At 38.9% G+C, this 13536-nt stretch carries 13 protein-coding genes and 1 rRNA gene; 5 read left to right on the top strand and 9 right to left on the bottom strand.

What is annotated here, in order from left to right; genetic code table 11:
* Nucleotides 1–34: 34 nt before the first annotated feature.
* From IQ31_RS27345 to IQ31_RS12065, 4 genes are all read right to left on the bottom strand, one after another.
* Nucleotides 35–184: a hypothetical protein gene (locus IQ31_RS27345; protein WP_158638872.1), complete on the bottom strand. Its 150-nt coding sequence runs from the start codon at nt 182–184 to the stop codon at nt 35–37.
* Between the two features lie 168 nt (nt 185–352).
* Nucleotides 353–2743 carry a PDZ domain-containing protein gene (locus IQ31_RS12075; protein ID WP_145328161.1) on the bottom strand — a complete coding sequence of 797 codons (2391 nt, stop codon included), beginning with the start codon at nt 2741–2743 and terminating at the stop codon, nt 353–355.
* Between the two features lie 184 nt (nt 2744–2927).
* A complete protein-coding gene (locus tag IQ31_RS12070) occupies nt 2928–3239 on the bottom strand; it encodes an EthD family reductase (protein ID WP_244294466.1) in 312 nt (103 codons plus the stop codon).
* Nucleotides 3240–3418: 179 nt separating this feature from the next.
* A complete protein-coding gene (locus IQ31_RS12065) occupies nt 3419–4465 on the bottom strand; it encodes an alpha-L-fucosidase (RefSeq protein ID WP_145328160.1) in 1047 nt (348 codons plus the stop codon).
* 315 nt (nt 4466–4780) lie between these two features.
* Between IQ31_RS12065 and IQ31_RS12060 the strand changes: the two genes are divergently transcribed.
* Nucleotides 4781–5278, top strand: a complete 498-nt coding sequence (locus tag IQ31_RS12060) for a DinB family protein (protein WP_145328159.1) — start codon at nt 4781–4783, stop codon at nt 5276–5278.
* A gap of 347 nt (nt 5279–5625) precedes the next feature.
* On the opposite strand, the gene IQ31_RS12055 is transcribed toward IQ31_RS12060, so the two are convergent.
* Nucleotides 5626–7122 carry a succinyl-CoA:acetate CoA-transferase ScpC gene (locus IQ31_RS12055; RefSeq protein WP_145328158.1) on the bottom strand — a complete coding sequence of 499 codons (1497 nt, stop codon included), beginning with the start codon at nt 7120–7122 and terminating at the stop codon, nt 5626–5628.
* Between the two features lie 433 nt (nt 7123–7555).
* Here IQ31_RS12055 and IQ31_RS12050 point away from each other — a divergent pair, with 433 nt between their 5' ends.
* Nucleotides 7556–8389, top strand: coding sequence for an AraC family transcriptional regulator (locus tag IQ31_RS12050; RefSeq protein WP_075991193.1), 834 nt, complete (start codon nt 7556–7558; stop codon nt 8387–8389).
* Between the two features lie 39 nt (nt 8390–8428).
* Nucleotides 8429–9280, top strand: a complete 852-nt coding sequence (locus tag IQ31_RS12045) for a 3-keto-disaccharide hydrolase (RefSeq protein WP_075991192.1) — start codon at nt 8429–8431, stop codon at nt 9278–9280.
* A gap of 148 nt (nt 9281–9428) precedes the next feature.
* Here IQ31_RS12045 and rpsT read toward each other — a convergent pair whose 3' ends face one another.
* Nucleotides 9429–9683, bottom strand: a complete 255-nt coding sequence (gene rpsT, locus IQ31_RS12040) for a 30S ribosomal protein S20 (protein WP_046671646.1) — start codon at nt 9681–9683, stop codon at nt 9429–9431.
* A 113-nt stretch (nt 9684–9796) separates the two neighbouring features.
* Between rpsT and IQ31_RS12035 the strand changes: the two genes are divergently transcribed.
* A complete protein-coding gene (locus tag IQ31_RS12035) occupies nt 9797–10330 on the top strand; it encodes an RNA methyltransferase (RefSeq protein WP_070564659.1) in 534 nt (177 codons plus the stop codon).
* A gap of 90 nt (nt 10331–10420) precedes the next feature.
* Nucleotides 10421–11293, top strand: coding sequence for a succinate--CoA ligase subunit alpha (gene sucD / locus IQ31_RS12030; protein ID WP_070564656.1), 873 nt, complete (start codon nt 10421–10423; stop codon nt 11291–11293).
* A gap of 78 nt (nt 11294–11371) precedes the next feature.
* On the opposite strand, the gene IQ31_RS12025 is transcribed toward sucD, so the two are convergent.
* The 3 genes from IQ31_RS12025 to rrf form a co-directional block, all read right to left on the bottom strand.
* Nucleotides 11372–11872, bottom strand: coding sequence for a DinB family protein (locus tag IQ31_RS12025; RefSeq protein WP_145328157.1), 501 nt, complete (start codon nt 11870–11872; stop codon nt 11372–11374).
* Nucleotides 11873–11879: 7 nt separating this feature from the next.
* Nucleotides 11880–12770 carry a DUF4886 domain-containing protein gene (locus IQ31_RS12020; protein ID WP_244294465.1) on the bottom strand — a complete coding sequence of 297 codons (891 nt, stop codon included), beginning with the start codon at nt 12768–12770 and terminating at the stop codon, nt 11880–11882.
* 583 nt (nt 12771–13353) lie between these two features.
* Nucleotides 13354–13465, bottom strand: a 5S ribosomal RNA gene (gene rrf, locus IQ31_RS12015).
* Nucleotides 13466–13536: the final 71 nt, after the last annotated feature.

Genomic DNA, 13536 nt, shown 5'->3' with positions numbered 1-13536 from the left:
TATATAAATATGGTATAAACGATATAAATCAAATTTAAGAGAACAAAAACAGTCCAAACTTAAACCAGTTTAAGAAACTTGTTTCAACCATCCCATACCCACAAAGACTTCCCTCATTGTCATACCAGTGTTGTACCTTAACTTCCTCGCTCATCGTTCGGCGATCACCTGTGGTTAAATCCATTGCACAGTTAAATCAATAAGGCTGCCAGCACATGGGTGCTGTACAGCCTTAGACATCAATTAATACGAATAAGAATTTAATATCATGTTCTACTCCATTAAATGATAACACACTGTTATAATGACGACCAAGATGCTCAATAGTCCTAATGGAAATAAAAACTATTTGCTACAGCTGCAGCGTTAATTCCTGCTGCTGTTGGTTTCTAAAAATTAACACCTTCGGCTGGTCTGCGTGTACATGCTTTTTAATCGCTTGTTGCAAGTCTATTAATTGATCTATTTTCTCGCCCTGGTAATTCAACACAACATCACCGACACGCAAACCGCTTTTATAAAGATTGCCTTTTTCATCCAACTGAAGTAGCAGCACGCCGTTTATCGAGGGTAGGCCCGCAGCCGACTGCTCTCCCAAAGTCTCCACTGATTTAAATAAGCCCGACTTCCAGGCCCATCTGCTCCCCTGTTCCTCTGCTTCGGATTGGATCAACTGAGGTATTTCAGGACTAGCGGCAAGAGTTTTAAGTCTTTTACTCATAACCCCGAAATGCAGCATGTCAAAATTTTTAAAATCCTGATCTTTCCAGTTCTTCAATCGGAAATCGCCATCTGCAGGATTCGTAAAGTTCAATTGAATAACACGACCATGTTTTTCTATGCCTTTCGCCCGATCCTTGTCTAGGTCATCCTGCCTTCCGTAGATATTATGGTCTACCTCTTCCCCCCAATACTTGACCTGTATATCCTGATGGGACTCCATCACAATATTATTACGGAATACATCGTGACTATTCTGAAACCAGACATGTGGATGAAAACCATTGTTGATCATCACATTGTTATACACTTTGCGATAAAATCCTTCTCTTAGTTTTAGTCCCCCACTTAAACAAAGATTGTTGTAAATTTCATAGTTGGACGATCCGTCGTCCAAATCAATATCCCAACCGTGATCACAGCGAAATCTATTATCATGAATTTTAGTTGTTTTGACGGCATCCAGCAATATTAAATTGGGATGTTTCCCCGTCAGTTCATCCATCTCCTTTCGATTGGGATGCCAAAATCGGTCGCGCCCCCATGAGTTGAAGGCTCCATGATCACTGGTTTCCAGGACTGTATTAAAAACATCATTGTAAGCTATCTCATGACCGCCCCAGGTTCCATCACCTACATTAATACCTGCTCGAGGCACATTGTAAATGGTATTATGCAAAATTCGTAAAGATTCAGCCATAGAGACCTGTACACCTGCTACTTGTTTTTCGATCAATCCAATGTTATGAATCAGATTGTCACTCGCCTCACAGTCCATAGGATAATTATCGGTTTTTGGCCCTTTGATGGTATCCATTTGGTCAAACGGAACAAATTTTTCATATCGAAATTCCGGTGAGCGTACTGCTGCTGGATCTCCTACAAAATTGATCGCTCCGGCACCGATCTGTTCAATCCGGTTGCCTTCGATTTTGACCCCGCGATTGTAATTATTAACAAATATTGCATTGCCACCCAAAGCGATAAAATCATTCGCGCGGAAGATACAGTTTTCCGCACCTTCAATCTTTACGGCTCCCTGTCGATAGATCGTCCAATCACTACGTAAGAGTGGTTCGCTTGTTTTCATAAAGGTAGGAGCAGTATACATGAAGCGAAGGCCACTAACCTCAATATCATGCACTGGTCTGGAAGATGAACCTGAAAGATAGATTAGATTTTCCAATTGTGGCGCTACAAACTTCAGCTGGTTGGGATCAACTCCTTTAGCAGGCATATAATACAAGAGTGCCTTCTCCTCATCCAAATACCACTCCTGAAAGGTATCGAGTTCTTCAAAGATATTTTCTACAAAGCGATAGGTCTCGTGCATTTTGCTGGGACGATTATTTTGCTGTCCACCTTCAAGTGTAACTGTTGATAAGCCATCTTTTCCGGTAATCTTATAATGGAATCCTCCCCAGCGACCAGCATACAAAGCATGTACAATTCCCCCCTTAGGGTTTTTCCAGGTTGCAACACGTTCGGGACTTAATGCATCTGCAGCATAGCCTTGAAATGGCAAGACAGTGGGGTCGTAGTTTGGATAACGTGCTCGGACAAGATGCTTATCATTAGCATATAGACTTTGGAAGTTTAATCCTCTTGGGACCTTAGCCTCCCAAATACCATGATCGCCCTGTTTCCATTTGAGGTTAAGCGATTTGGCACCACTCAGCGTAACTTGTGCTCCATCCTCAGCTTTAATCCGCAAGGGTTGCCTTCTTGTACCCGATATCCCAGCAGACAATTCAATCGGTTTATCCAGCTGATAGGTGCCTGCCATAAAGATGATTTCGATGCCTGGTGTATTTTTCCCTTGCTTCTGTTTTTCTACCGATCGGAATGCGGCTTCAGCTGTGGCATAGGGACTGGCCATAGTTCCTTGGTTTCTATCACTTCCTTTTGTACTGACATAAATACGTTTGACCGAGCCAGCCTGTTGCCCATGCACACTAAGCGAAGTGACACCGGTAAGGCCAATAAATAATAATTTAGGAAATAGCATACAAGATATCTTCATAATTTTAATCGTTCATATAGTTTTAGCTAGATTACATCGACTATAAACCTGCTATATAGTTAGGTCTATAAGTCCATAAAAATACAGTCGTTTGCTATGCACAAACGACTTTTTCAGTTCGTGTTTCATTCAATCAGATTTATATTTCACAAAACAATAGTATTTCGCCTAATTAACGAAGGGTCTATTGAATCACTTCACTAATCTGTACCTCTGGCGCAATATTCGTGTACTTTGGAAAATCTTCAGCAAACTTTTTCCCATTTTCTTTTAAAGGATCCTGATAGGCTGCAACAGCATCAAAATACAAATGGCAAATGGCCAAATAAATCGGACCTTCTGCTGAGCTACGTCCCGAAAGCCCTTTATCAATGGTTACGCCTTTCAGTGCTTTACCGTAAACTTTTTTGACAAGCGCAATATGTTTCGAGAGATAATAATCCCAATCAAATGTCTTTCCAGGTCCATTACGATAAAAAATCGATACCTTGATCATCCCTTTTTTATGAAAAGGTGGATCTGCCTTTACATTGCACTGAAAGCCCTACAGCATGGTTATCAAAACCATAACTAAAATGATCTTTGTTTTCATATTTGTTGATAAGTAAGATTAAATAACACTCTTTTTTCCAAAAACATTTGCCATGAGTCAACAAGCAGCGAATATTGCTTAGATTAGTTCTTTTTGCGCTCTGTGGCTGCTTTCAACAAAATTTCTTTACTAGCAACCGGCACGTTTCCGTTAGCATCAGGTCCAATATTGAGCAACAAATTTCCACCTTTTTCATTTATCTCTCGTAGCTTAGTATTTACTTCTGTGGGAGATTTCCAATTATTATCTGATTTTTTATATCCCCAAGAATTGTTCAGGGTATAGCAGGCTTCCCAATCGTAATCCAGTAATGCTCCAGGATGTTCTTGTTCAGGCGTTCCAAAATCTCGCTTAAATTGATCACGCTTTGCTACGCGGTTATTAATGATAAGAGAGGGCTTCAATTTGCGTAGATATTGATAAAGATCTTCTCCTGCGGCCATATCCCACCAGTTCACCCAGTCCCCATCAAACCAAAGGATGTCAGTATCATACTTTACAACCAATTCTTTCAATTGATTTTTCATGTATTGAATATAAGCAGCTTTCTGTTCTGGCTTGATGAGGATCTGGCCCCAATCTCCTTTACCATTGGGATCGACATATTGCGAATCGTGATGCCAATCGATAATACTGTAGTAGGTACCAAATCTGATCCCAGCTTTCTTACAAGCTGTGGACAACTCCCGCACGAGATCTCTTCCTTTCATTGGGGTCGAAGCTATATCATAATCTGTGTAGGGGGAATCCCACAGACAAAAGCCCTCATGGTGTTTGGTCGTCAGGACGATATACTTCATTCCAGCATCCTTAGCCAATTGAACAATACGATCTGCATTGAAGTCCTTGGGGTTCCATGTGTTAATCAGCTCCGAATAGGCTGCCTTCGGAATATTCATTTCCGATTGTATCCACTCGGCATATCCTTTGGTTGAATTCCCTTTATATATCCCTCCAAGTTGACTATAAAGCCCAAAATGAATAAACATTCCATATTTTGCTTCCCTAAACCAATGCATCCGTTCATCAAAATCCTTTTTGGATTCCTGTAAATTATTAACTTGGGCGTTTCCCATGTTCATAAACAACATGGCTAGTAGAGAAAGAATACAATGCGTTGCTTTTATCATATTTATTATAATTGGTTAATCCAACAAGCTCAAGCGGCTGTCGAATCTTCTATTGGTATCTTGCGCATTCGACAAATGCTAAACCATTCTGCTATTGCAAAATAAATATAAAAAATATGAACAACACTTTTTATTTATTGCAAAGAAGTTACGCTTAGCTTATAGGGCTATACCTGCCTCAATTTTACAAAAATGAAAACTTCCAAAGCAGCTTTTCAAACAGTCTATCTGCTATGAAATTTAATATAAATTCTTTCCAAAAAGGATTTATATTTAGTAAATATTTCATTAAAAACCATACTATAGATTGAAATTATGAGTTTAAAGACCTTAATCACAAAAAGTGCCGAGTATAACGACTGGGTTGTCAATAAATACATCAATTGGCTGGCTGATAAATCGGACGACCAACTTAACCAGGAGGTACCTTCAAGCTTCCCGACCATTTTGAAAACCTTAAACCACATCTTGCAGACACAAGAATATTGGTGGAGCCACATTTCAGAAAGCAATGATTTCGATTTTGAAAAAAAGCGAACCACAAAAGAAGAAATATTTGAAGCACTAAGAAGAAATTCAGTTCAACTTGTGGATTATGTACACAAGCTATCTGAGTTGGATCTTGAAAAAAATATCAAAGTGGAATCACCATGGTTTCAATGCGATTTCACAAAGTACGAATACATACAACAGCTGATCCTCCACGGAACATATCATAGGGGACAGATCGTTACAATGGGCCGAGCTATTGGAATTGCGGATGCCCCAATGACAGACTTTAATTATTGGAATATTTATAAAGATCAACAATAGGGATTCGAGCAGCGCTATGGACCAAATTACCAGTAAAGTACAAATCCGAGAAATTGTCGCAGCGGCGAAACAGCAAGGACAGCAATCCAGTATTGAATGCCTTATATTAAGCTTACAAGAGTGTTTACTGAAAAAGAAAGTTCGATTTCCACTTCTGGAGTTTGCGGCCAGGGAAATTATGCTACCATGGGCAATCAATGGTACGTCTGTGATATCATCGGCGAACGTGCCAATAAAATGAATACGTGATTTTCTTTGTGATAGTTATACATCAAGAAAGGCGAAGTCTACCATTAAACCTCGCCTTTCTTTATACATTTAATCTATATATAACCGCGCGCCCTCGGTTAGTGATCTTTTTTCATTGTTCCTTTTTCACGAAGATTAATATGCCAGCTAAAAGCCTCTTCTAACAAATGTGGTGTATGCCCTCCCCTTTTACAAGCGCGGTTATAATAGTCTGATAGCTGCTCCCTATAATCGGGATGTACACAGTTCTCAATAATTACTTTCGCTCGCTCACGAGGCGCTAAACCACGCAAATCTGCCAAACCATAATCTGTTACCAAAATATCGACATCATGTTCGGTATGATCTACGTGAGAAACCATAGGAACAATATGAGAAATTGCATCCCCTTTAGAGGCTGCCTGTGTAACAAAGATGCTCAAATAAGCATTACGTGCAAAGTCACCCGATCCACCGATACCATTCATGATATTTGTTCCCGAAGTATGGGTAGAATTTACGTTTCCATAAATATCAAACTCTATGGCTGTATTAATTGCTATAATTCCCAAACGTTTGATCAGTCCAGGTGTATTGGAAATGTTCTGTGGGCGCAATACAATTTTATCGCGGTATCGATCCAAATGATCGAACACTCTTGAATAACACTCTTCCGAAACAGTAATTGAAGAAGCAGAAGCAAAATCCAGTTTTCCAGCATCGATAAGGTCAAAGGTACTATCTTGCAACACTTCAGAAAACATCGTTAGATTACGGAACTTACTATGTATAAATCCAGTTAGAACAGCGTTAGCTACTTTTCCAATACCCGCTTGGAGGGGCATCAAGCTTTCTGACAAATGACCTAGCTCTACTTCATTTTCGAAAAACTGTAAAATATGCTTCGCTATCGCTGTAGTTTTGGTATCCGGTTCAGCAATATCGGCTGGGCTATCAAGCTCATTCGTAAACACAATTCCCACCACCTTGCTTGCGTCCAAAGGAATAGTTTTACGCCCAATTTTATTTTCAGGTGCTACAATCGGAATAACATTACGGCGAGGGTAATCTTCTGCTTGGTAAATATCATGTATCCCTTTAATCGTCATCGGTATCGCAGTATTGACCTCCAAAATAACCTGCTTAGCCAATGCAGCAAAAGTAGCCGAATTTCCCACAGAAGTCGTTGGAACAATACTTCCGTCTGATTCTATTGCTGCTACTTCCAAAACAGCAATATCCACCTGAGGCAAATTCTTATTGTGCAGCAATTCGGCTGTTTCGCTTAGATGCTGATCAATAAACAGCACATCCCCGGCATTAATTTTATTACGTAAAATACGATCTACCTGAAAAGGCATCCGCTTGGATAGTGCCCCCGCTTCCGCCAATTTACCGTCTGTTCCATGTCCCAACGAAGCCCCAGTAATCAAGGTTATTTTCAATGGATCCACTTTTGCACGTTCAGCCAAGGCTGGTAACACAACCTTACTGTCTCCAGCCTTAGTAAAACCACTCGATCCAACGACCATTCCGTTTTGAAATAGCTTAGCAGCTTCTTCCGCTGTAATCACTTTATCATGTAAGCTTTGAACTTTTATTCTTTCGTAAGCCATATTGTTATAGTTTGATTTTATTCCATTATTGTAAACTTAAGAAATTGAAACCTATATATTTCCCTTATTTGTAAAGTTCTTTGTTATATTTTCCCACCTCTTAACCAAACAATTTTAGCATTTTTTTAAACTGCATATTTATTACCATTCGACACAAAATTATCCAAACGAGACTAAAAAGACACAACTCGCTACAAATCAAAAATATACAACAAATCATAATAAAAAAATATTTTATATCACACTGATCGATAATATATATCACACTGATAACAAACAACTTACAATAACAAAGGCAAAACTAAAGTAAGTAAAGACTAACTCTCTCGTCGATTAATTGCCATTTTAACGTAAGCATACACTCACTTTCAAGAAGTAAAGGTGGGGTCTAGTAAAAAAGTCTTACCTTTGTGACATAGTATTATAGGTTAAAATGAATACACAAGATATAACGACAGATGCTAAATATGTCAACCGTTATTATATGACGGAAGTAGACTCATTTGAAGATAGCATTTACTGTCACCACGCCATTATTGCAGAGAATCATATTTCCGAACATTGCCACGATAAGGACCAATTTTTATATACAGAAGGCGGTGTCGTATTTGTTAAGACAGAGGAAAAATCATATTTTCTACCTGCCCGACATTATTTGTGGATTCCCGCTGGAATAAAACATAGTATTCATCCAAGTACACCGGAGGTCGTTATGCGTAATTTGTACTTTCCCAAAACCAATAATGACGCACCCTTCTATAGCAAAATGGGAATCTATCCAGTAAATGATCTTTTGATAGAGCTGATTATGTTTACCAACCGCTGGAATGGCAATATCTTTCCGGTCGAAGAACCTAAATATAGTATCGCTACAGCATTTAAACTTATCTTGCCGGAATTATCGCTGCATGAGCTTCCATTGGCCTTACCCTATCCTAATCATCAGAAATTAAAGGATATCGTTACTTACCTCGAAGAGAATATAGAGGAAAATGTCAGCTTTAAAAAACTTGCCGGATTATTTAACATTAGTGAACGTACATTAGCCAGACTATTTCAAAAAGAATTAAATATGTCTTTTATCCAGTACTACACGATTCTCAGAATGCTGACTGCTCTTAAGCTCCTTTTAGACGAAAAACTAAGTGTAAATGAAGTTGCACTCAAAGTTGGATACAATAGTCTCCCCACCTTTAGTAACACATTCAATAAGGTCGTCGGTATCCGTCCAAGCGAATACGTCAAACAAAAAGAATTGCTTATTTAAAAATGTTTACCTAATTTAGGTCAATAAACCTAATTCAGGATGAAATTCAAACATATCATTTATAGTGCTGGAATTTTATTGCTCAGCACTTCTTTATTTGCCAAATCTCAAGATAAGAAACCCAAACCCATTCAGTTATTTAATGGGAAAGATCTGAAGAACTGGACCCCAAAAATCAGAAACCACAAAGTTGGGGATAATTATAAAAATACATTTCGTGTAGAAGACGGTTTACTCAAAGTAAGATATGATGGTTATGATAATTTTAATTTTCAGTATGGCCATCTATTCTACAATAAAGAATTCTCAGCTTATTTATTGCGCGTCACTTACAGATTTGTTGGTGAACAGGTAAATGGTGGAGAAGGTTGGGCCTGGCGTAATAGCGGAGCCATGCTACATGGACAGGATCCTAATACCATGGGGGTGGATCAAGACTTTCCAATATCGATCGAAGGGCAACTGTTGGGTGGAAATGGCAAGGACGAACGGACCACAAGTAACCTTTGTACACCAGGCACAAACGTTGTAATCGACAATAAGCTATTTACACCACATTGCATCAGCTCAACATCAAAAACCTATGCTGGAGATCAATGGGTAACTGCTGATTTCTTAGTATTGGGAGACTCACTTGTGCAGCATATCCTTGAAAACAAGGTCGTATTACAGTATAATAAACCCCAAATTGGTGGCGGCAATGTAAGTGGTTTCGATCCTAAAGTGAAAAAGGATGGTCAGCTTTTAAGTAAGGGGACTATTTCACTGCAGAGTGAGAGTCATCCCATTGACTTTAAAAAAGTGGAACTTTACGATTTAGAACCTTACATGAAAGATCCCAACAAATTGAAAAAGGTCATCGCGGAGCTACTTCCAAATTTGCAACAATAAAAAACACTCCAAGTCAGTTTTAAAATAAAAAAGCATCGAATATCGATGCTTTTTTATTTACCATTCGCTTGGAAAGAGAAATCCAAAGTATATAACATAAAGAAAAGGGATACAGCGAGCTGTACCCCTCTATATCTATACGAAAAGCTTACGCTAAACCGTTAACAAATTTTGTTAACTTAGATTTGTTGTTAGAAGCTTTTTTCTTGTGGATCACATTTTTCTTTGCCAAACGATCAAGCATAGAAATTACGCGTGGTAACAATGTTTTTGCTTCTTCTGCAGAAGTAGTGTGACGTAATTTTTTGATTGCGTTACGTGTAGTTTTTGCTTGGTAACGGTTTCTTAAACGTTTAGTAGCGTTTGCTCTAATTCTTTTGATCGCTGATTTATGATTTGCCATTTTTTTTAGCTAATTTTTATTCAATTTTTTCTTGTAATTCGGACTGCAAAAATAACACCTTATTTTCAATATTCAAAATCTATTTTATTTTTTAGGTTTAGTATATTTGCGACATGCAAAAATTATCGATGGATGAACTTCAACGTACAGATGTTGAATCGTTTAAAAAACAAGAAAAAACTCCTATCACAATCGTTATGGACAATGTACGGAGCATGCATAATGTAGGCTCGGCCTTCCGTACTGCAGACGGATTTGCTATTGAAAAAATATACTTGTGTGGCATTACGGGCACACCTCCCCATCGCGAAATCGAAAAGACCGCCCTCGGGGCTACTCAATCAGTTGCTTGGGAATACCACAAAGATACCACAGCTGTTGTTGATCAGCTTCGGTCAGAAGGTTATGTCATTATTGCCATCGAGCAAGCAGATGATAGTGTTATGTTACATCAGTTTGAACCAGAAAATGACAAAAAGTATGCATTGATTTTTGGAAATGAGGTCAATGGAGTAGATGAAGATGTCATGGAAAAAATTGATACCTGCATCGAAATCCCCCAATACGGAACCAAACATTCCTTAAATGTATCTGTCGCAATTGGCATTATTCTTTGGGATTTTATCCAAAAACGCAATTTCAATTAAAAATTTATCAATAAAGGTCACATTCCTATTCACATTGCTTCCATTTTAGAAAGCAAAATAGTAGATTTGTGTGCAAAATTTAAAGAAGAAATGAGTGTATTAGTTAATAAAGATTCAAAAGTAATCGTTCAAGGTTTCACTGGAAACGAAGGTACTTACCATGCTACTCAAATGATTGAGTACGGAACAAATGTAGTTGGTGGTGTTACTCCTGGTAAAGGTGGTCAACAACACTTAGACCGTCCTGTATTCAATACTGTGCAAGATGCAGTTGACACTACAGGAGCTAATGTTTCTATTATTTTTGTACCTCCAGCATTTGCTGCAGATGCGATCATGGAAGCTGCCGCTGCTGGTATCGAAGTGATTGTTTGTATTACAGAAGGTATCCCAACAAAAGATATGATCCAAGTAAAATCTTACTTGAGCGACAAAAACTCTCGTTTGATCGGTCCTAACTGCCCAGGTATCATCACTGCAGGCGAAGCTAAAATCGGTATCATGCCAGGATTTATCTTCAAAAAAGGTAATGTAGGTGTTGTTTCTAAATCAGGAACTTTAACTTACGAAGCCGTAGATCAAACTGTAAAAGCAGGATTAGGTATCACAACAGCAATCGGAATTGGTGGTGACCCTATCATTGGTACAACAACGAAAGAAGCTGTTGAATTATTAATGAATGACCCTGAAACTGAAGCGATCATCATGATCGGTGAAATTGGTGGTGGAATGGAAGCTGAAGCTGCTCGTTGGATCAAAGAACACGGTACTAAACCTGTTGTTGGATTTATCGCAGGTCAAACAGCGCCTCCAGGACGTCGTATGGGACACGCTGGTGCAATTGTAGGTGGTGCAGATGACACTGCTGCTGCAAAAATGAAAATCATGCGTGAGTGTGGTATTCGTGTTGTTGAATCTCCAGCTGAAATTGGAAAAGCAATCGCAGAAGAATTGGCTAAATAATTAGACCATCGAGCATATAAAAAAAAGGGAATCAAATTTGATTCCCTTTTTTTTATACCTAATAATTAGATGACAACATTAACTAGACATTGCTTCGTCTGCCGACGGTCCATATAAGCCCGGTACAGCAATATCCAATAATCGCAAATAAACAGTCAACTGACCACGATGATGAACGATATGATTATTGACAATAAAACGTATCGCTCCCGCTCGTGGCAAACGGGCAATCTCATGGTCCCCAGCTTTAAGCACCCATTCATTAAACCAATCCAATTCGGCGATATCCGCTAGTGTTGCCTTGTTCTCTTCCAGTCCAAGAGTGAGGATTGTTTTCAACTCTTCGACAGAGGATACTTTGAGAGGCTTATAATCTACTTTAAAATCAAATACGTCCTTTGGTATTGCCTTGTGTACCCAGTTATGTAACTCGACAACATGAGCAGCCAATTCGCCCAAACTCATCGATTTTTCGTGCGGGCGCCAATCCAATTTATCGTCCGGTATCCGATCTAGAATACGTTTGGTATTTTTTGTTTCGTGATCCAATTCGATCAAATAGCTCTTTTTGATACTCATATAAATACTAGTTCATTAATTGAAAATCTTTTAATACGGTAACAGCATAGGGGAATTCCACTGCCTTATGTGCTGCTGCTCGCGCAATTTCTCCCTCTACATAGGTTACTTTGAGCGGTAAAAATGTATTGTTCAGTATATTTTCATGGAATAACGCCTCATACCAGGTACAGGCAGCAACGAAACGTCCATAGTTCAGATTTAGGTGATAACCATCACGTGTAAAATTATCCCCCACAAAACTCGAACGTGCATTCTGAACAGCTGTACCCGAAGGAATCAACAGATCGAAATTACCCCAGTTAAACACCTCTTGCGAAGTATTGGCAATAGCCCTATACATACTATCTTGGCTACGGTTATAACGAACAAAACCTTCATGCGATGAACCGTTCTGATATGCCCAAGTTTGATGCAATATATACTTAGTTTCAGGAAATAGAATATGTTTTGTTACATAATCATATAAAGGTGGCAGATCCTTCGCATACGAATCATAATCTCCTGATAGCGGACTTGCTTGCTGAAAGCTAATATAATCCCAAGCCTCATCGATAAGCGCTTCAGATAAGCGCTCATTTGCTTTCTCGGACATTTGCCCGTCAAGATTTATTTTCCGGTAGCGATAAGCTGGCTTATCATCTTTTGCGTTACTTACATGTAAACTTAGAGGAGCTCCCCCAATATAGAGATTGCCGATCACTATCTTTTTCTTGCCGGCTTTCGCCAATTCATATAAATTCTGTTCAATAGCATCTTCCGAGAAACTATTACCGATGGCCAATATTCGTAGCACACCATCATCCAAAGACTTATTTTGCGCATTTAATCGATTATTCCTCAAAAAGAATACGATTAAAAAACCAAAAACCAATACCTGTTTTACTTTTATCATCATATAATGCAATAACAACTAAATTAGATAATATCTCGTAGAAATACGAATGATATACCTAGAAAGGGAGATTTTCTCCCATCTGTAAGTTATCGAGACAGCAGCTGGGACAGGGATATCTGCTCATAAAACTTAATAATAGTGGAAAATAGCTGTATAACATGTAATTCTGATAGCTATATCTTTAACCACTACCAGTATACTTCCCAACAGTCAGATAACATATAAAATTAGTTATGACAAGTAACTACTGCAAGGCCAATTGATATACTGCAATACGATACAGACGAAAAACAATATAGCTTGACAAGGCTAGTAGCAGGACAGGAGTATTCCTAAAATCATTACGAGTAGCTCTTGCTGTACTTGTCGATATGCAGCTATAGGATACTGCTGAAAAGCAATAGCGTTTGACAAGGCTAGTAAAGGATAGTTGCGGAACAGCTTCCGATGGAGCAGGCTCACCGACGGTCCTGTGCTGCGATAACCACTAGGCGGAGGATATGCAATAGCCTGTACATGGAAATACGGAAGTACTTAAACGAAAGAAGCCCTTGACTGTTTCCAGCAAGGGCTTCCGTGTAAAAAAAGGCACCGACCTACTCTCCCACCTGTTACGGCAATACCATCGGCTCTGGCGGGCTTGACTGCTCTGTTCGGAATGGGAAGAGGTAGACACCGCCGATATAGGCACCTAAAAATCTTTATTGGATGATCTATGATATTCTTATCATGTGATTCATGCCAAATGACATATGTATTGAAAGAG

Source organism: Sphingobacterium siyangense (genome assembly GCF_007830445.1).
GTDB classification, from domain to species: Bacteria; Bacteroidota; Bacteroidia; order Sphingobacteriales; family Sphingobacteriaceae; genus Sphingobacterium; species Sphingobacterium siyangense.
Note: the sequence above shows the minus strand (reverse complement) of the source record. Positions and strands in the feature narration are given on the sequence as shown.

What these genes read in the sequence shown, in the direction of transcription:
- IQ31_RS27345 (WP_158638872.1), bottom strand. Translation starts at nt 184, where the DNA reads ATGGATTTAACCACAGGTGATCGCCGAACGATGAGCGAGGAAGTTAAG.
- IQ31_RS12075 (WP_145328161.1), bottom strand. Translation starts at nt 2,743, where the DNA reads ATGAAGATATCTTGTATGCTATTTCCTAAATTATTATTTATTGGCCTT.
- IQ31_RS12070 (WP_244294466.1), bottom strand. Translation starts at nt 3,239, where the DNA reads ATGATCAAGGTATCGATTTTTTATCGTAATGGACCTGGAAAGACATTT.
- IQ31_RS12065 (WP_145328160.1), bottom strand. Translation starts at nt 4,465, where the DNA reads ATGATAAAAGCAACGCATTGTATTCTTTCTCTACTAGCCATGTTGTTT.
- IQ31_RS12060 (WP_145328159.1), top strand. Translation starts at nt 4,781, where the DNA reads ATGAGTTTAAAGACCTTAATCACAAAAAGTGCCGAGTATAACGACTGG.
- IQ31_RS12055 (WP_145328158.1), bottom strand. Translation starts at nt 7,122, where the DNA reads ATGGCTTACGAAAGAATAAAAGTTCAAAGCTTACATGATAAAGTGATT.
- IQ31_RS12050 (WP_075991193.1), top strand. Translation starts at nt 7,556, where the DNA reads ATGAATACACAAGATATAACGACAGATGCTAAATATGTCAACCGTTAT.
- IQ31_RS12045 (WP_075991192.1), top strand. Translation starts at nt 8,429, where the DNA reads ATGAAATTCAAACATATCATTTATAGTGCTGGAATTTTATTGCTCAGC.
- rpsT (WP_046671646.1), bottom strand. Translation starts at nt 9,683, where the DNA reads ATGGCAAATCATAAATCAGCGATCAAAAGAATTAGAGCAAACGCTACT.
- IQ31_RS12035 (WP_070564659.1), top strand. Translation starts at nt 9,797, where the DNA reads ATGCAAAAATTATCGATGGATGAACTTCAACGTACAGATGTTGAATCG.
- sucD (WP_070564656.1), top strand. Translation starts at nt 10,421, where the DNA reads ATGAGTGTATTAGTTAATAAAGATTCAAAAGTAATCGTTCAAGGTTTC.
- IQ31_RS12025 (WP_145328157.1), bottom strand. Translation starts at nt 11,872, where the DNA reads ATGAGTATCAAAAAGAGCTATTTGATCGAATTGGATCACGAAACAAAA.
- IQ31_RS12020 (WP_244294465.1), bottom strand. Translation starts at nt 12,770, where the DNA reads ATGATGATAAAAGTAAAACAGGTATTGGTTTTTGGTTTTTTAATCGTA.